The organism is uncultured Maribacter sp. (genome assembly GCF_963975365.1).
Lineage (GTDB): Bacteria > Bacteroidota > Bacteroidia > Flavobacteriales > Flavobacteriaceae > Maribacter.
This window is the reverse complement of the sequence record NZ_CAXBGF010000001.1, coordinates 564532-583776: the sequence shown is the minus strand read 5'-3', so window position 1 is coordinate 583776 and position 19245 is coordinate 564532. Positions and strand designations below refer to the sequence as shown.

The 19245-nt window shown below is 34.2% G+C and carries 18 protein-coding genes; all 18 read left to right on the top strand.

The features are described 5' to 3' along the window. The first annotated feature begins 7 nt into the window (after positions 1–7). The 18 genes from AACZ49_RS02640 to AACZ49_RS02555 all read left to right on the top strand — a co-directional run bounded on the left by AACZ49_RS02640 (position 8) and on the right by AACZ49_RS02555 (position 19204). Positions 8–223 carry a hypothetical protein gene (locus AACZ49_RS02640; RefSeq protein WP_339651291.1) on the top strand — a complete coding sequence of 72 codons (216 nt, stop codon included), beginning with the start codon at positions 8–10 and terminating at the stop codon, positions 221–223. 53 nt (positions 224–276) lie between these two features. After that, a complete protein-coding gene (locus tag AACZ49_RS02635; protein WP_339651289.1) occupies positions 277–966 on the top strand; it encodes a HupE/UreJ family protein in 690 nt (229 codons plus the stop codon). A gap of 10 nt (positions 967–976) precedes the next feature. After that, positions 977–1609 carry a hypothetical protein gene (locus tag AACZ49_RS02630; RefSeq protein ID WP_339651288.1) on the top strand — a complete coding sequence of 211 codons (633 nt, stop codon included), beginning with the start codon at positions 977–979 and terminating at the stop codon, positions 1607–1609. Positions 1610–1715: 106 nt separating this feature from the next. After that, a complete protein-coding gene (locus tag AACZ49_RS02625) occupies positions 1716–2948 on the top strand; it encodes an MFS transporter (protein WP_339651287.1) in 1233 nt (410 codons plus the stop codon). A gap of 4 nt (positions 2949–2952) precedes the next feature. Continuing rightward, entirely contained in the window at positions 2953–3201 is a 249-nt protein-coding gene (locus tag AACZ49_RS02620) for a (2Fe-2S) ferredoxin domain-containing protein (protein ID WP_339651285.1), read from the top strand. Positions 3202–3805: 604 nt separating this feature from the next. Beyond that, positions 3806–4621, top strand: a complete 816-nt coding sequence (locus AACZ49_RS02615; RefSeq protein WP_339651284.1) for a helix-turn-helix domain-containing protein — start codon at positions 3806–3808, stop codon at positions 4619–4621. 75 nt (positions 4622–4696) lie between these two features. After that, complete coding sequence (locus AACZ49_RS02610; RefSeq protein ID WP_339651283.1) at positions 4697–5191, top strand: VOC family protein; 495 nt, start codon at positions 4697–4699, stop codon at positions 5189–5191. Positions 5192–6146: 955 nt separating this feature from the next. Beyond that, on the top strand, positions 6147–6491 hold the full coding sequence (gene ssb / locus AACZ49_RS02605) for a single-stranded DNA-binding protein (protein WP_339651282.1): 345 nt from the start codon (positions 6147–6149) through the stop codon (positions 6489–6491). A gap of 78 nt (positions 6492–6569) precedes the next feature. Then, a complete protein-coding gene (locus AACZ49_RS02600) occupies positions 6570–6950 on the top strand; it encodes a DUF6876 family protein (protein ID WP_339651280.1) in 381 nt (126 codons plus the stop codon). 12 nt (positions 6951–6962) lie between these two features. Further along, entirely contained in the window at positions 6963–7160 is a 198-nt protein-coding gene (locus AACZ49_RS02595) for a hypothetical protein (protein ID WP_339651279.1), read from the top strand. 430 nt (positions 7161–7590) lie between these two features. Next, positions 7591–7971, top strand: a complete 381-nt coding sequence (locus tag AACZ49_RS02590; protein ID WP_339651277.1) for a BfmA/BtgA family mobilization protein — start codon at positions 7591–7593, stop codon at positions 7969–7971. Positions 7972–7982: 11 nt separating this feature from the next. Beyond that, positions 7983–9014: a MobB family relaxase gene (gene mobB / locus AACZ49_RS02585; RefSeq protein ID WP_339651275.1), complete on the top strand. Its 1032-nt coding sequence runs from the start codon at positions 7983–7985 to the stop codon at positions 9012–9014. A 2-nt stretch (positions 9015–9016) separates the two neighbouring features. Continuing rightward, on the top strand, positions 9017–10597 hold the full coding sequence (locus tag AACZ49_RS02580; RefSeq protein WP_339651273.1) for a type IV secretory system conjugative DNA transfer family protein: 1581 nt from the start codon (positions 9017–9019) through the stop codon (positions 10595–10597). A gap of 280 nt (positions 10598–10877) precedes the next feature. Beyond that, positions 10878–11213, top strand: coding sequence for a helix-turn-helix transcriptional regulator (locus tag AACZ49_RS02575; RefSeq protein ID WP_121666347.1), 336 nt, complete (start codon positions 10878–10880; stop codon positions 11211–11213). A 2-nt stretch (positions 11214–11215) separates the two neighbouring features. Continuing rightward, positions 11216–14194 (top strand): N-6 DNA methylase, encoded by a 2979-nt coding sequence (locus AACZ49_RS02570; protein WP_339651266.1) that lies wholly within the window; start codon positions 11216–11218, stop codon positions 14192–14194. Then, positions 14181–15791, top strand: a complete 1611-nt coding sequence (locus AACZ49_RS02565) for a class I SAM-dependent methyltransferase (protein WP_339651265.1) — start codon at positions 14181–14183, stop codon at positions 15789–15791. The genes AACZ49_RS02570 and AACZ49_RS02565 overlap by 14 nt, the downstream gene beginning before the upstream one ends. 57 nt (positions 15792–15848) lie before the next feature. Beyond that, the gene (locus AACZ49_RS02560; RefSeq protein WP_339651263.1) at positions 15849–17120 is read left to right on the top strand and encodes an SIR2 family protein; all 1272 of its coding nucleotides are present in this window, start codon (positions 15849–15851) and stop codon (positions 17118–17120) included. After that, positions 17120–19204 carry a DUF87 domain-containing protein gene (locus tag AACZ49_RS02555; protein ID WP_339651258.1) on the top strand — a complete coding sequence of 695 codons (2085 nt, stop codon included), beginning with the start codon at positions 17120–17122 and terminating at the stop codon, positions 19202–19204. The genes AACZ49_RS02560 and AACZ49_RS02555 overlap by 1 nt, the downstream gene beginning before the upstream one ends. Positions 19205–19245 lie beyond the last annotated feature (41 nt).

The window sequence follows — 19245 nt, the reverse complement described above, 5'->3', positions numbered from 1 at the left end:
AAACATTATGAAAAAAGTACTTTTTATCGCAACCATTAGCTTAACGTTATTAGCATCTTGTAGAGAAACTAAAAAAGATGAAAGCGTAGAAACTCAAAATACTGAAACAATTTTAAGCCCAGAAGAAATGAGCCAAAGGGAAGATAGCTTGGAAATAGTAAGAGAAGAAAATAGAAGATTGGATAGCATACAACAAGTTAAATCCCACGGGCACGCCCATTAATAATCATAGTTCCATTGCACTGCGATGTGCAATGGGACTTAAACAATTTTATTATGAAAATCAAAAATATATACGTCTTCCTCATTCTGTTTCTATACGGAGCATTTGGTTCAATGGCGTATGCTCACGGAGTAGATGAAGACACACAAACATTTTTATTAGGAAACAGCGGCGTGGCATTCGGCCCCTTTCTTTATATAGGAGCGAAACATATGATTACGGGTTATGACCATCTGCTATTTTTGGTCGGCGTTATTTTCTTTCTGTATAAACCAAAAGAAGTACTCTTATATGTCAGCTTTTTTACAATTGGTCATAGTACCACTTTGTTATTAGGTGTTTTAGCCGATATTAATATTAATGCATACTTGATAGATGCTATCATTGCGCTCTCAATTGTATATAAGGGATTCGACAATTTGGGCGGTTTCAAACGTTTCTTTGGGAAACAACCTAACACAAAAGCAGCAGTTCTGATATTCGGTCTGTTCCACGGTTTTGGACTTGCCAGTAAACTGCAAGAATTCAAATTTGATAAAGAAGGCCTTTTTACCAACCTAATTGGTTTCAATATTGGAGTGGAAATAGGACAGTTTATTGCTTTAGCAGTTGTGTTAATCCTTATAACAATTTGGAGAAGGCAACCCAGTTTTATGAAATTTTCAACAATTACAAATACAGCACTTATGGCAGCAGGGTTTTTATTGCTTGGCTTCCAATTAACAGGCTATTTTACATCTTAAAAAAAAAATTATGTCAGAAATGAAACATCCAATTTTGGAAAAAAGTAAAATTATAAAGGCAACCATCATAGCATTAGTTGTTGGAGCACTTCTATTAGTTGTAGCAGTATTACCTGCGGAATATGGGATAGACCCAACAGGAGCAGGTAAACTTTTAGGGTTTAGCAAACTCTATGTGCCTGAAAGCAATCAAACTGATGATTTGGGAATGATGGTCTCAACATCAAATCTTCCATTAATAAAACTCGAAAAAGCTGGGTCGGGACCCGATGTCGCTCGACCCGTAGAAGCAGATAATCCCGCACCCGAAGAACAATTAGCAACTCGCGAGGATGAAACCAAAGTGGTAGTTCCCGCAGGAAAAGGCATAGAATTTAAAATAAATATGCTCAAATACGGAACAATGAAATATGAATGGACAACCGCAAACAATGAAGTACTTTACTTTGATTTTCACGGTGAGGTAAAACAAAAAGAAGAAGTAAAAGAGGTCTATTTTGAAAGTTATACGATTTCAAATTCCCATAATATGGTTGGTACTTTTTTAGCCCCTTATGAAGGAAAACACGGTTGGTTTTTCAGAAATACCAGTAATGAAGATGTAACAGTAAACTTGAGGCTCAAAGGTCAGTATACATTATAACCTAAAGTCCTGCAATGGAAGGTCAATTTCTACGCCCAATTGAAATACCCTTTCATTCAGCAGGCACAAATTAAAATTTTGAACTCAATTAATATTTAGAGAATAAATGAAACTGTCAAAACTATTAGAGCCATTCCAAGCTTTACGTAATCGTTTATTCGCAAAACTTTATTTGGCACAGACCATAAGTTTATTGGGCGATGCCTTTACGTGGGTTGGATTGGCTCTTTTGGCATATCAGTTTGGCGAAGAAAGGGCTGCGGTCATATTGGCAACAGCTCTTACTTTACGAGTTACAACCTTCATTATATTTTCGCCTTTTGCAGGAGTCTTGGCAGATAGGATTAGCCGAAAGAAAATACTCTACACCACACATTTTGTCAGAATGGTTATAGTAGGTTGTTTGCCTTTTGTAACTGAAGAATGGCAAATTTACGTTCTCATTTTTCTTATGAATGTTTTCAACGCATTTTTTAGTCCGACCTATCGAGCTATTATTCCTCAGATTGTAGATAAATCCATATACCGTCAAGCCATAGGTCTATCGGCAGCCACGTATCAGCTTTTAGGTGTGCTGGGTCCCGGATTGGCAGGGATTTTAGCCATCTGGCTGGGTGCAAGGGAAATATTTTTTGTCGATGCTGCTACATTTGTTATCGCAGGTATTTTATTGTTAAGCCTTCCGAAAAGTAAGTTGGATGTTGTTCCTGATGAAGTCGAAGGTAAAATAAAACCAACCACTTGGCAAGATGTTTTAAAAGGCATTAAATTACTATTTTCCAATCAATACGTGCGCTTTGCGTTATCCATTGAATTCGTTTCTGCGGTTGCCGGTGCACTTATTTTGGTCAATACCATCGTATTGGTCAAAGGTGGATTGGAACTTACAGATAAGGACTATGGAATCATAATGGCAGCTTTCGCTATTGGCGCAATGGTAGCTGCATTTGTTTCTGGAGCAATTGATAAATCCAAATCAAGGCGCATCTCGCTTATCGTTGGAGCTCTGATTTTAGGAGTTGCCATAAGTTTCGCCAATTATCTCGATTTTTCAATGCTATTCATTGTATGGATTGTTGCCGGACTTGGCCAAAGCCTTGCGGAGATTCCATCCGAAACACTTATCGGAGAAACAGTTCCCATTGAAGAACAGGGTAAAGTCTATGGTTCTCATTTTGCGTTTTCACATCTTTGGTGGGCATTTGCTTATCCATTGGCGGGGTTTTTGGGAACTACGTTTCCTAATCAAAGTTTCCTTTATGGAGGCATTATTACATTAGTAATTTTGGTACTGGTGGTAACTTTTTTAAGACCTAAAAATCATTCGTTAAAAAAATAATATTATGGAAGATTCTAAAAATAATAAGCCAGTAATTTATCGATGTGACGGTGTAAAATGCCGAAAGAAAAAAGGAAAGCTTTTAGATTATTATATTAAGAAATATAAACTGAAAGATAAAATAGAAGTCGACGATATGGACTGCAACAACAAGTGCGAACAAGCACCCGTTATGCACCTGCATCCAGAGGATATATGGTTTTCGGAGAAAGATTTAGGAACAATCGTTAAAAGACATATTTTAAATAAATAATCGGTTTAAATTGGCAATAAATATACCTTCTTACTTTGTAGGGAGGTTTTTTTATGCTATTACATTTATAATCCCAATCAGCACATTCCCCTACATTGCGTAAAAAACTTCATTTCGGGAAAAGCGCTTCACTACTGAAAGTCTTGGACACAACTTTAAAGCTTCCGTTTTCCATTCCACTTGTCCGCTCATTCCAGAGAAATATTGGTAATCGGTCAAACTGCATTCCAAACTACACCTTTAAAGCCAAGTCCGCTTTAAATCCTAAATAATGAGAATTAATAGTTTTCTTAATCCGTTCAGTACATTCCCCTGCATTTCGCCAAAAGCTACATTTTGGGAAAAGAGCTTTACAATAATCGTCTTGGGCAGAACCCCCAATTTTTAGCTTTCCATTGTGTTTACCCTTTCAGCCCGTATTAATATCGGGACTAGTAAGGAGACTTGATTTCCAAGCCAAAAACTGAATATAATCCACTTATCTGGAGTTTAAATAAATTTAGAGATAAAAAATTATGTTTACTAATCCAATAATGGGAATAACATTATATTTAAAAATTATAAGGCAAGTTGTGCGTCATTCAAAAAAAACATCAAATTATAAATGAACTATCAAACATTTCAACCAAATTCTGATTTGGAATCGCTTGTCAGTTGCTATTGGACTTTAGAAGTTCCTGCTGAACCTGATGTGCAAAAACAACGAATTATTCCTGATGGCACAATTGAAATGGCTTTTATACTTGGAGACGACATTAAAAGATACACTTCGGAAGATGAATTCATTATACAACCTCGTGCAATGGTCCTCGGACAGACAATTGAACCCTTTTACATTGAACCAACAGGATTTGTAAACACTTTTGCAATTCGTTTTTACCCTTACGGTTTTGCAAATTTTGTAAATATTCCAATTAAGAATTTGGCAAATAAGGAAACACCTATTAGCCTATTGTTCGGAGAAAAAACCGCTAATGAATTGGAGCGAAAAATAATTGAGGCAACAAATAGTGTTGAACGAATAGAAATTATTGAAAACTTTCTTTTAGATAAGTTAAACAAAAAAACTACAGTTGACAGTATTGTAAAAACTACGATTGATGCACTTTTAGCAACAAAAGGAAGTTCTTCAATAAGCAGAATTCTTAAAGAAGATTTATCAAAACGTAGACAACTTGAACGAAATTTTAAAAAACAAATTGGCGTTAGCCCAAAACAGTTGGGTAAAGTAATCCGACTGCAAACTGCACTAAAAATACTTCTTAATAAAAAGTCAGAAAACCTGACCGACATTGCTTACGAAAGTGAATACTTTGACCAAGCACATTTTACAAAAGACTTTAAAGAGTTTACCGGAATTAATCCGAAGGAATTTTTAGGCAATGAAAATATGGCACTTTCTACCCTTTTCTACAAATAGTCAGCGTGTCGCATTTTTACAATTTTTTTATTTGCACGTAATCTAAATTTGTCTTGTCAAATCAAACAGGACGAAATGAAAAAATCAATTCTTTGTACAGCCATAATTCTTTGCTTTAGTATTACAGCTTGTAACAACCAAAACAAATCTAAAACCGAAACTATTTCGGTTGAATCTAATATTAATCAAAAAACAAAAGAAATGAAAAGTCATATTTCAATCTTTGAAATTCCAGCAACGGATGTTTCAAGAGCAGTAAATTTTTATCAAGCAATTTTAGACATTAACATTGAGAAAATGGAAATGCCCGAAATGGAAATGGGAATATTCCCTTATGAAGAACAAATGGTTACAGGAGTTATCATTAGAGCAGAAGGATATAAACCTTCGGCCAATGGCGTAACCATATACTTAAATGGTGGAGATAATCTTCAAATTATTCTTGATAAAGTTGAGAAAAATGGTGGCGAAATAATTGTTAAAAAATCACTTCACGCAGATGAAAGTGGTTATTACGCTCTATTTCTTGACTCGGAAGGAAATAAAATCGGTCTGCATTCCCTAAATTGAATACGGTAAGATGAACAAACCCAAAACACCTAAAATTAAATAATTACTAATTCCGTTTTAAAACCCACTCAGCACATTCCCCTACATTTTACGATTGTCTGCTGAAAATGCAGACTTACCATTTCATTTCGGGAAAGGAGCTTCCTTACAGAGTCTTGGACACAATGTCAAAGATTACGATTTCCACTACGCTAAACCCGACCAAAAGCGGGAAACACTTCATTCCCAATCTACATCTTTTAAATTAAGTCCGCTTTAAATCCAACGGAAAAGGAAAATTCATTTTCATAATCCGTTCAGCACATTCCCCTACATTCCCCAAAAAGCTACATTTCGGGAAAAGAGCTTCCCTATACATATCTTGGACACAATCCCCAATTTTAGCTTTCCATTCCGTTAACCCTTCCCGATGCTCTGGGATGGAACACTTCATTCCTTTGCCAAAATTGTGAATTAAGTCCGCTTTTCATCGGAAAGTCATCACTTCGGTTTTCTTAACAGGATTTTCGGCGCGGTCTTCTTGAGCCCTCACTCGAAAATCCTTAAAAACCAAACCGCTGTCTTACACATTTTAAGGGGTTTATAATGGATAAAGCCTTTGTTGTTTTTCGGGTCGTCGAAAAACAGGCACGACATAACCAATTCTAATGTAAACACAGCTACTTATCTCGCTTAACTGTCGGTACGCTCAAACGCAACTGCGTTTAAAAGAATTGCTAATGCCCTTATGGAACTTGTCAAGACTATACAAGTTTTAGTGAAAAATAAGGTTTCTACTTCCTTGAAAATCCAAGGATTTTACTACGTCGCAAACACACCTGATTTATTCCCTAAAAGTCTTGACAAAACCCACTCTATCAATTGTGTTACACACAGAAGAAAAGAACAAACACCCCTTAAAATTTAATCTGTTTTAAATCAATAGGGGAAATAAAAATCACTTAAATATTTTATTATGAGTACTATTAAAAATCACGTACAGTTAATTGGAAACGTTGGACAAGAACCAACCATTACGAACCTTGAAAGCGGAAAGAAAGTAGCACGCTTTTCACTCGCCACCAATGAGTATTACAAAGATGCCAAAGGCGAAAAACAAACAGATACGAATTGGCATACAATTGTTGCTTGGGGCAAGTCTGCCGAAATTGTAGAGAAGTATGTTGTAAAAGGCAAAGAAGTTGGGGTAACAGGGAAACTAAAGACCCGAAGCTACACAACTGATGCAGACGAACAACGCTACGTTACCGAAGTGGTAGCCGATGAAATCCTATTACTTGGAAGCAAAAGCGATAAGTAATCTTTAAAATTAAAGAGGGCGTTCCTCTCGAAAGTTGCGCCCTCTTTTTCATTATCCATTAATTAAAATTAGATAACAATGAAAGCACAAGTTAACGAAATAAAAGAGCGGTTGCAATATTTTACAGGAACAGAAATGTTCTACCAAATCCCATTATTAAGAACCCGATTTACGGACGGATTGAAATATTTATCAGAAGTCGCTGAATGTTTTTGGCTCATTACGGACACTTCTGTAATTGCAAAAAGTCTGATGAACCGAAGCGAATTTATCACAATCGATTTTAAAAGATTGCCCGAAGAGAAACAAGATTATTCGGGATATGAAGCCGAGATAATTTACAGCGATGGCAATGACAATGTTTTGGAAAAGCAAGGGTACAGAGCAACCGATTTTCCGCTCGATGAACTGCGATTATTTTTTGTAAATAATACGCTGATGTTACCAAGCGAATATTAAAATTTTGAAGCTATGATTTATATAAAATTTCAAGATTTGAGCGAGGAAAAACAAGAGGAACTTTTACAGGTTTCGAGAGAACACGTAACACATCTTTATGGGGAATCCATAAAAAAATATGTGGAAGAAACTGGTGCAAATTATGAAAACTTGATTGATGAGGAAATGATTAAAAACTTATACTCATATAATTTCGTTTTCAATATTTAGCACGATTGATTAGAGCATAAAATACCTCTAAAAATTTAGAGGTGTTTTTGTATGCAATTAATTTCAAGTCAATAAAAAAAACGTATCTTTATGTCGCTGAAATTCAGCATTCAAATTAAAGTAAGGTTATCCACTTTTCGACTTTCGCCGATAATCTTACACATCGAAAATAACATATCGGAAAATCATTTTCCCTGAAAATGGCAATTGGCTTTTTAGCCAGATTGTATGGATTTTTGTCCCGCGAGCGGGACGAAAAGGAATAGCAAGAGGGTAACACGCTGCGCGATGTTTCGGATTCCTTTTCGTTTTCAAATAGCTGATAGTCAGCGAATTGAATATATTATAATTTCTTGACAATCAACGATTTGCGACAAACGGGCTGGAAACGCCCATTTTTAGGGAAGATTTTGCGACAAATTGGCGAAATATGGACTCATTTATCGGAATCAGATTTAAAAAGGAAACTGCAAAGCGTTTCCAAACTTTCTCACGTACTTACTTCAAATCGCACACCGAGGCGATGGCTACGATGCTCGATTTTTTCTTCTACAACGAAATATCGCCAAAGGAAAAATTAGGACCAACAGGGCGAACCATCGAAGCGAAACTCTTAAAAAGAATCAATGCAGTAATTGCCATAATGAGAGACGTGGAAAAGACACAAACCAAACCCACGGTGGCGATGATTCAATCCCTTTTTGAAATGGAAGAACCTGTAAAAAAACCTTTGATTGTTGAAAAGAAATATGCCGAAGAAAAGAAGGAAGTCCGCTTTCGCGAAAAGCAAAATTCGAGTAATCAGCTATAAATATTTGAACTATGTATATCACAATCACAGCTCAAAAAATGGGTGGTAATTATAGCCAAAGTTCAGCCGATTTTGTAGGCTATTTAGAGAAAGAAAATGAAGGTTTGGAACAACGAGATATGGAACACTTTTTCAACCAATATGGCGACGAGATTTCCGCTGAAGAAGTGGTCAAAGAAATTGATGGAAATACCGCAAAATTGAAAAAGAAAGAACCCAAGTTTTATTCGATTACGGTTAGTCCTTCAAAATATGAATTGCGAAAACTTCAGGACAGTAGTCAAGATTTAAAAACTTACACTCGTGAGCTGATGAAAGATTATGTTGCCAGCTTCAATCGGGAAATCAATGGACGACCAATTACGATAGACGACATAAAATACTACGCCAAAATTGAACATCAAAGAACTTTCAAGGGAACGGACTTTCAGATAAAAGAGAACCAACCTTTCGCCACAAAAATACTTCAGCTCAAAACGGATATCCGAAATATTCAAGATGGACGAGCCGAAGGGAATATCAACAAGATGAAAAAGGAAATTGCCAAACTGGAACGCCAAGCACCACATCAACAAAACGGAAAACGAATAGTCCAGGGAATGCCCAAAGCGGGAAACCAAAGTCATATCCATATTATTGTGAGCCGTAAGGATGCTTCAAATTCTATAAGCCTTTCCCCAGGAAGTAAGCACAAAGCATCCGAAGTAGAGATGCACGGAAAAAAAGTGAAGCGTGGTTTTGACAGAGATACATTTTTCGCGAAAGCGGAAAAAACCTTTGACAAAACTTTTGGATATAAGCGTAATTATGCAGAGACCTACAAAGCTAAAAAGACCTTTGTAAAGAACCCAAACCTATATTTTTCCGCTTTGATGAAATTACCTGCCAATGAAAAAGCATTGGCTTTTAAAATGATAAGCAAATCAGGATTACCTATAGTGCCGAGTATCCCTATTAGTCAGGCACAAATAGCACTTCGAGTTTTCAAACGGTTAAGACGTGGTGCGGAAGTGGCCATCAAATCAAGTTCAATAGGAATCTAAGTATGGAAATAAACAATCTCATAACGATACTTTCAATTATTGGCTTGACCAGTACCATTTTCTATGCAGTTTTCCGTGTAAGTAGATATGCATTTGTTCTGAATATCATACTGCTATCAATCATCGTATTCTATATTTACGAAGGCAATGAACTGGCGCCTATTTTGCTCTATTTGGTTTGTCCGCTAATGCTAATTAATACAGGACTGTATGTTTTTCTACATAAAACCGAAAGTCTGAAAAATGGCGATAGCAAATACCAAGTAAACTTTGCAACTACCAAAGGAAAATTCGAATTAGATAACATTAAAAGGGGTGCATCTATTATCGGTTCTGCCGGAAGTGGTAAAACGGAAAGTGTTGTCTATGGATTTCTGAAACATTTTGAAAAAGAAGAGTTCTGCGGAATAATTCACGACTACAAAGATTTTGAATTGACCGAAATGGCTTATCCCCTTTTCAAGGATAGCAATATCCCTTTTAAGATCATTTCCTTCGATAAAATCATCCATAGGGTAAATCCTATTGCGCCACGTTATTTAGAGAATGAGGAAAGCGTAAATGAGGTGTCAAGGGTGTTAATCGAAAATCTATTAGAACAAAGAGAAAGCGGAACAACAGGAACTACAAAATTCTTTAACGATGCTGCGGAAGGGTTGATTGGTGGATTGATTTGGAAACTGAAAACGGAATATCCAAAATACTGTACGTTACCCCATTTAATAGCTGTTTATCAATTTCTTGATACAAAAAGCCTAATCCAGTTTCTGGAAACCAACACCACCTCAAGGGCGATGGCAGATGCTTTTATTAGTGGCAAAGATTCTGAAAGACAGACTGCTGGTGTAAAAAGCACCTTGGCCAATGCGCTCAAACGAATTAGTACACAACGTATTTTTATGGCATTGTCCGCAGATGAAGTGCCACTCGATATAAATAGCGAAGAAAATCCAGCGGTAATTTCGATAGTCAACAACCCAAAATTTGAAACTTCTTATTCGCCAGTAATAGCTACAATTATACACACCATTACGAAGCAAATGAGCGTTCGGAATTCTAAACCGTCATTTCTATTAATGGAAGAAGCGCCAACCATACGACTTTTGAATATGCACCGCATTCCGGCAACATTACGTAGTTATAACATCTCAACCATTTACGTGATGCAAGACAAAATTCAGAACGATATGATGTATGGCGACAAGGCGAGCAAAGCGATATTGAGCAATCTATCTTACCAGTTTTTCGGAAAGGTCAATGACCCGGACACCGCTAAGTACTACGAACGCTTTTTTGAAATCATCAAAGACCCTACTAAAAGTATTAGTCGTGGACATAATCTCGATTTTGATACACGCATTACCACGGGCGAAAAGGAAATCCCCAAGATTAGGGCAGATGTTTTCTTTAGGTTAAAGCAAGGCGAATTTATTACCTATGCTGATGGAAAGGATAAAAAAATACAATTTAAATTAGCCGACATTAAAAGGGAACTACCACAGGAATCAAAGCAATATTCTCAGACTGATTTAGCGGCTAATTTTGAGCGGGTTTATGATGAGGCGAAGTCGATTTTTAAGTGATGGAGAAGTATAAATCTTCAAAGCGGAATATCTTAATAAGCTTTTTTATCCCTAAAAATTTACGTGATATGAGTATATTTAGTGGCGATATAACTATACCTGCAAGCTGAAAAGCCAACCGCATATTCAAGCACATTTGTTTTTAGCCAACGCTAAATCCAACGCTCAAAAAAGCATTAGAGCTTAAGTTTCCCACCGCTCTTCTCACTGGAACCCAAAAAAAATAACTACATTTGGACAATTATTGTCCTGAATATATTTTCAGGAAAAATATAAGGAAATGAATACGAAACAATCGTTTGGAGAGTACTTGCGGAAATTGAGGGAAGACCAAAATCTTCCGATAAGAAAAGTTGCATCAAAACTTGACATTGACCCATCAACATTGGGGAAAATTGAACGTGGAGAAAGAAGTGCTAATAAAGAAATGCTTCCAGTGTTGGCGGAATTGTTCGGAATTGAGGAAAAAACTCTTGGACTTATTCTTTTTAGCGACAAAGTAGCTTATCAGATTATTGAAGAAGAAAATACCAACGAAATCCTGAAAGTGGCAGAAGAAAAAATTAAATATTTAAAAAATAAGAATCTTAAACAAGGTTCATTGGACTTGAAATAAATATGAACATTAAAGACCTTATTAAAAAATATCATTCGAATAGAGACGCATACCTAAAAGCGGACTACAACGAAACTCAGCTTAGGACTGATTTTCTTGACCCATTATTTGAAATGCTTGGTTGGGATATTAAAAACTCGACTGGAAAGCCAACTAACGAACGTGAAGTCTTAGTTGAAGAAGGACTAAAAGCAGATGCTAGTTCTAACACAAAAAAGCCTGATTATACTTTTCGACTATTTTCAGAGCGAAAATTCTTTTTAGAAGCCAAAAAACCGAATGTAAAAATTGAAAACGATAACGAACCTGCAAAGCAAATACGTAGATATGGTTTTACCGCAAAACTTAAAATTTCAGTTCTATCAAATTTTGAATATTTGGCAATCTATGATTGCTCACAAAAAGTTGGAAAAGATGATGCAGTAACGAAATCTAGAATCAATCTTTATCACTATACAGAATATGAATCAGCTTTTGAGGAAATCAAAAAACAACTAAGCAACCAAGCTGTTTATTCTGGAGAATTTGATGAAACTTGGAAAGAAATTGAAGAACAGTTAAAACTTTCAAGTGTAGATGATTTATTCCTTTCCCATATTAACGAATGGCGAATCGTTTTAGGTAAAGAAATTTACTCGCATAAACCTGAACTAAGCATTGAAGAATTAAACGATATTGTTCAATCTTATATCAATAGTATCATATTTTTAAGAGTTTGTGAGGACCGAAATTTAGAAACCTATAAAACGCTTTTAAACTTTGCAGAAAATAATGATTTCGCTTCGCTCATCAAAAAATTCAAAGAAGCAGACAAAAAATATAACGCAGGTTTATTTAATCAACAGTTAACGGAAAAAGTAGTTTCTGATAGCTCTTCTGCATTTTGGGAAATCATCAAAGATTTATATTTCCCTGAAAGTACTTATTCCTTTTCAGTTTTTGCTTCGGACATTCTAGGAAACATCTATGAAATATTTCTTGGAGAACAACTAGCTATAGAAAACGGGCAAATTCTCTTAAAAAAGAAACCTGAAAATGTTGACAGAGATATTGTAACTACACCAACTTTTATCATTCAAGATATTCTAAGGCAAACAGTTGTAGAGCATTGTAAAAACAAAACTGACAAAGAAATCTTAAGCTCATCATTTGCAGATATTGCTTGTGGTTCAGGTGCATTTTTGCTGGAAACTTATCAATTATTGCAAGATACACTTGTCGATTTCTATTTGTTAAACGACCACAAAAGATTAATTCAGACAGCAATAAATACATTTAAATTGCCTTTTGCCATCAAAAGGAAAGTGTTAGAAAGTTGCATTTTTGGTATTGACAAAGATTACAATGCTGTTCAAGCCTGTAAATTTGGTTTGCTATTAAAACTTCTAGAAAATGAAGACAATGCAACAATAACAACACCTGCATTACCAACTCTTGACCAAAATATTCAGTTTGGAAACAGCCTAATTGAGACATCAGAAACAAATAAAAAAAATCAAAATGAAATAAACCCTTTTGATTTTGGTAAAACTCGTTTCGATGTTGTTGTTGGCAATCCGCCATATTTGGCTACAGAGCATATGAAAGAGTTTACACCTCTTGAATTACCCATTTACAAATCAAAATTCAATTCATCATACAAACAGTTTGACAAATACTTTCTTTTTATTGAAAGAGGTCTAGAACTCTTAAAGGAAGGTGGATATTTTGGTTATATAGTTCCAAGTAAGTTTGCGAAGGTTGGAGCTGGTAAGAAGTTGAGAGAATTACTTGTTGACAACAAAGCAATACAGCAAATAATATCCTTTGGGGCAAATCAAGTTTTTCAAAACAAAACTACTTATACTTGTCTCTTAATTCTCAAAAAAGAAAAACTAGAACAAGTCAAATATCTTGAAGTAAATTCACTCAAAAATTGGAAAACAAGAAATATTGGTTCAGAAAATTTTGACGAATTTAATATAGATTCTTTAGAAGTAGATGGTTGGGTCCTTTATCCAAGTATTTTAAAACCAATTTATACATCTATTGTTTCACAATCGAATACATTAGAGGAGCTTATTGGTTCTGAAAATATATACAATGGTATTCAAACAAGTGCCAATAACGTTTATATTCATTCGATAGAAAAAAAAGATAAAGACTTTCTTTATTTCACAAAAGACGGTATTCAATGGAAAGTTGAAGAAACTTTAACAAGACCATATTTTAAGACTTCAAGTGGAGACGATAATCTGTACACCTATCGCCCATTTTTGCCAAATTCATTTGTTATTTATCCTTATCTAAAAACCAAAAAGGGAATTGAGTTTGTAGAAATTGATGACTTAAAGGCAAACTATCCTGAAACATATAATTTTTTAAATCATTACAAGGACAAACTTGATAATGATAAACGAGACATTAAACCTGAACCTGAAACAAAAAACGAATGGTACAGATATGGCAGACATCAAAGTCTAGATAAATGTGATGTACCTGCGAAAATTATTGTTGGAGTTTTAGCACAGGGCAACAAATACGCAATTGACTACTTTGGAACTTTAATATCTTCTGGTGGTACAGCAGGTTATTGTATGATTACTTTACCTGATAACTTTCCTTATTCAATCTACTATATTCAAGCTTTATTGAACTCTAAATATTTGGAGTGGTTTTCTGCACTAATTGGAGAAGTCTTCAGAGGTGGTTATATAGCACGAGGAACAAAAGTGCTCAAAAAACTACCTATCAAGCTTATTGATTTTAAGAATAAATCAGAGAAAGATATTCACGATAAAATAGCAAAAATTCAAAAAAGATTAATTGATATTCAAGGAAAAATAGATAAAAGCAACGGAAATAAAAGGTTACTAATTCCTTTACAACGACAATTCGACAATCTAAAAACTGAATTAGACGAGACACTAAAAAATTTGTATAACTTGGGAGAAGCTGATAGCAATATCCCTTTAATTTCTGAAATTTATGCAACTAATTAAAGAAGCATCAAAAGAAAAATTAAGGGGTGGATTCTATACACCTGAACCAATTGCATCATTTGTTTTAAAATGGGCATTAAATGGTAATAAACAACTTGATATTTTAGAACCAAGTTGTGGAGATGGTGTATTCCTTGAAGAAATACAAAAAGGAGGTTACGAATACAATTCTGTAACTGCAATAGAATTTGATGAAGTTGAAGCTGAAAAGTCTAAAAAAATTGGCTTGGGCAAGACCAACGTTATTAATTCGGATTTTCACGACTTCTGTATTAATACCAAACAAAAGTTTGATTTGGTAGTCGGAAATCCGCCTTACATTCGTTACCAATATTTTGACAGAGAGCAACAAGAGTTTGCTTCACAAATTTTTGACAAAGCCAAACTAAAGTATTCTAAACTAACCAATGCTTGGGTTTCGTTTGTTGTTGGCTCTTCCCTACTTTTAAAAGAAGAAGGCAAAATTGGATTCGTGTTACCTGCCGAAATACTTCAAGTTTCGTATGCTCAACCCTTACGAGAGTTCTTGGCTCATTTTTACAACAAAATAAATATTGTTTCTTTTGAAAAGTTAGTATTTCCAGACATACAACAAGAAGTAGTCCTATTGTTGTGTGAGAAAAACAATTCTAAAACACATTTGATTGAACATTTAGAATTGAAAGATGCAGAAGAACTAGAAAAACTAGATGTATCAAAACTAAAAAGTCCAAAAAAGAAAATTGATTTCAAATCAAACAAATGGACTTTTTACTTCTTGGAACAAAACGAAATCGACTTTTTAGAAAAACTTCAAAACGACAAAATAATTCCAAGACTTAAAGAATATGCAAAAGTAGAAGTTGGAATCACAACAGGTTCAAATCCATTTTTCACAGTTCCGCTTTCTATTGTGCAATTTTACAATCTTGAAAAGTATGCAAAACCATTAGTCGGCAGAAGCGTTCAGGTTCCAAGTGCAATTTTCACAGAAAAAGACTGGATTAAAAACAGAAATTCAGAAGCAAGAACGCACTTTTTATCATTTCCAAAAATGGACGAACTAAATGGTTCTGTTGGAGCTAGAGAATATATTGCTTGGGGAGTAGAAAAGAAAATTCACAAAGGTTATAAATGCAGGATTCGTGATGAATGGCAAATTGTGCCATCACAAAGAATATCTGATGCATTGTTTATTAGGAGGAATAATAAGTATCCAAAACTCATAATCAACGAAGCAGAGGCTTTTACAACAGATACAATGCACAGAGTAACTGTAAAAGAGAAAACGAACATAAAAGCTTTGACAGCTAGTTATTATAATTCACTCTCTTTTGCGTTTGCTGAGATTTGTGGGAGAAGTCACGGTGGCGGAGTATTGGAGTTAATGCCGAACGAAGTGGGAAGAATACTCTTGCCTTACAATGAAAAGAATGCGGAATTGTTGCCAATTATTGACAAAATGATTCGTGAAAAGAAAGATATTTCGGAATTATTGAAAATTACGAATGAAAAAATATTAAAGGAAAATTACGGCTTGACTAATGAAGAAATTGAATTGGCGGATGGTATATGGAAAAAGCTATCTAACCGAAGATTGAACAGAGGGAAAAAATAGCCAATGCCAAATTGAAAATTTTTTAAATGAATTGAAAAACTAAAACAAAAATTATTAATGGCAGAATCTGAATTATATTTTTACAAAGGAAACGAAGAAGTTCTAAAGAAAATAAAAGACAAATCAGACGAAAAAAGTGAATCGGCTCTTCTAAATAAAATACAAGATTCTTTCAATAAAGTTCTTGATGGAAAAAACCTGTCCTTTCTTCTGGGTTCTGGCTGTTCCTCTTATCAAATTCAGAATAAAGATGAAGAATGGGAAGAAATAGGTATACCAACAATGGCACCTCTTGCTACAAATTTTTATGCTAACATTCTGATAGAAGATGAACGAAATTGGTTGAAAAACGATGTAAAACTTGATATTGCGTCAACCACATTTCAAAACAATTTAGAAACTTTTTTAGGTACGCTTCACAGTCTTATATATTTTTATGAAACCACCAATCAAAATGGAACGGACGAATTTAATAAGGTCAAAGGGATTATAGATAAAGCAAGAAATTTCCTTTTAGAACAATGTCTGAATGAGACTAAACGTAGTAATGAAGACGACATAGATTTAGTAAATCTTTATAAAATGTTTTATCGCAAACTGTTGTACAGAAATGCAAATCTTCCAAAACCAAGCATATTTACAACAAATTATGATTTATACTCTGAAATCGCACTTGACAGTTTGGGAATACATTACGTAAATGGATTTTCAGGTGGCATAAAAAAATATTTTAATCCGACCATTTTTAATTATGCACTAGCTGAAAAAATGGATTTATCACAAGGTAAATGGAGTGTTATTGATAATTTCATTTACCTATACAAAATACACGGTTCTATAAACTGGGTTCAGGACGAGGAACAAACAAAACTTTTTAGAGTAAGAGAAATTCAAGAAACAAGTTTAGAAAACCTCAAAAAAAAGGATGTTATAATGATACATCCTACACCTCTAAAACAAAATGCAAGTATGGGAAGTCCATATTCAGATTTGTTTAGAGAGTTTCAGAAAAGACTAATGAGAAATAACAACATACTTATTTCTCTTGGATATAGCTTTAGTGATGAGCATATAAACAATCTTATTTATCAAGCATTTACAATACCGTCTTTCCGATTAATCGTGTTTGGAGATTTTGCTAAAAGTGAAGAAATCAAAAAACTAAAATCACTAAATGACCCAAGAATCTGGATTGTAGGTGGTAAGTTAGAAAACGGAGAAAGTCTACATTATTTCAAAGGTTTTATTGAGCAAATATTACCGGACTTAAGTAATGACGAAATTGATGACAAAATCGATAATGCTATAAAAACTCTATTTCCAAGATAATGAATAGAGAAGATAAACAAAGAGTTATTGGTAAAGTAGTAGCAATAAATTCAGATAGATTTACTGTTGAACTATTAAGTGGAATTGATAATTTTAACATTAGTGGATTTGATGATATCCATTATTTTGCTCAACTTAACAGCTACGTTGTTCTACCCTATCAAAATTACTTTATAGTATCGGAAGTATCTGGAGTTCGAGAAAAAGAGCTAAATGTACCTTTTAGTAATCCTAAAGAACAAATTTTAAGTAAAAGCACTACTGGTAAATATCTAGAAATACTTCCTATTGGCACACTAAAACCAGTTGATGAAAATCCAGATTATTATAAATTTGAATTTGGAGTTAGCGTTTATCCTGCATTATATACAGACGTTCTTTACATAAAAGAAAAAGAGCTTGATGCCATTTTTAATGTTAAGGAACAAATTGAGATAGTTTGTGAAAAACCTAGCGAACACAAAGAAAAATGTGATTGTGAAAAGAGAAGATATAAAACGCTTTCAATTGGTACTTCCACTATATTCCCAGATTATGAAGTTAAAATTGACATAGATAAATTCTTTGCTGGTCATTCTGCTGTTTTAGGAAATACAGGAAGTGGTAAATCTTGTACAATTTCTTCAATTCTTCAGTCTATTTATAAGCTATCAAATCATAGTGCTGTAGGAAGTACATTCATTGTGTTTGATGTAAATGGCGAATACAAACAGGCTTTTAGTGAGATATCTGAAAACACAGATATTGAAGTGCAAAATTTCTGTATAGGGAGTTCAGACGAGGATGTAAAAGAATTTACACTACCTCATTGGTTTTTGACTATTGATGAATGGGCTTTACTTCTTCAAGCAACAGAAAAAACTCAAATACCAATATTAAGAAATGCACTAGGTTTAGCATCTGTTTTTTCTATTGGAGAAAATGTCAATGAACTCAAAAATCATATTTTAGCAACGTGTATAAGTGAGATTTTAAGAGATGAAACTAGCAGTCCATCAAAGTCCGATAGGATATTATCGATACTTCAAAAATTCAATACAGCTGAAATATCATTAACAACAGAATTCACTTTTATAGACCAAGATGGTACAGAACATAATTCTGTACGTATTGGGAATCAAAACGTTAGACTTAATTTAAGAAACTGCTTATATGTTCATTTTGGAGTAATTGTAGGGACTGAACAATTACACTATTTCCTTGAGCAAACTAACGGAGATGGTTTATCACTTTTTATTCAAGAAAAATTTCAAATGCCTTCTTATGAAAAGTACCAAAAATTCACATTTGACATTATAGAAGATGCTCTCGATTTAGCTCTATTATATGAAGAAGCACACGGAAATAGACATATTAGAGATTATTGTTCTTCGTTAATTACAAGGGTAAAAAGTATCAAGGACAGAACGGATTTCAATTTTCTAAAAAAAGATGATGGCAATATAAGTGAGTATAAAAACAGTTTGATTGGATTAAATGAAGTAGAAGCTCAAAAATTAAAAACTAGTCAAATAATTATTATTGACATAAGTGCAGTAGAAGATGAAATTGTGGAAGTAATATCTTGTGTTATATCTCGTATTATTTATGAAAGTGTTAAGGACATAAATCCTCGAAATTCATATCCAGTAAATCTAATTTTGGAAGAAGCTCATAGATATATTTCACGTAATCCAATGGGAACATTCCTTAAAGCAAATAAGATTTTTGACTCAATTGCTAAAGAAGGGAGAAAATTTGGACTGTTACTTTTAGTTTCATCACAAAGACCAAGTGAATTATCTAAAACAGTATTATCTCAATGCAGTAATTTTATAGTCCACAGAATACAAAATCCAGAAGACCTTGCACATATTCGACAAATTACACCGCATATTTCCGAAACAATTTTGAGGAGAATGCCATCTATTCCGACTCAACACGCTTTGATTTTTGGTCATTCGGTAAATCTTCCGACAACTTTTAAGGTTCACGAAGCAAAACCGTTACCGAAAAGTGATAATAATAGAATAAGTGAAAATTGGTTTAGACAAAAAGGATTTTCATTAACAGAAAACGTCGAAATGTCAGATGAGGAAGAATAAAGAGCCAACGCTACATCAAAGTCGATTTTCAGATAAAATTA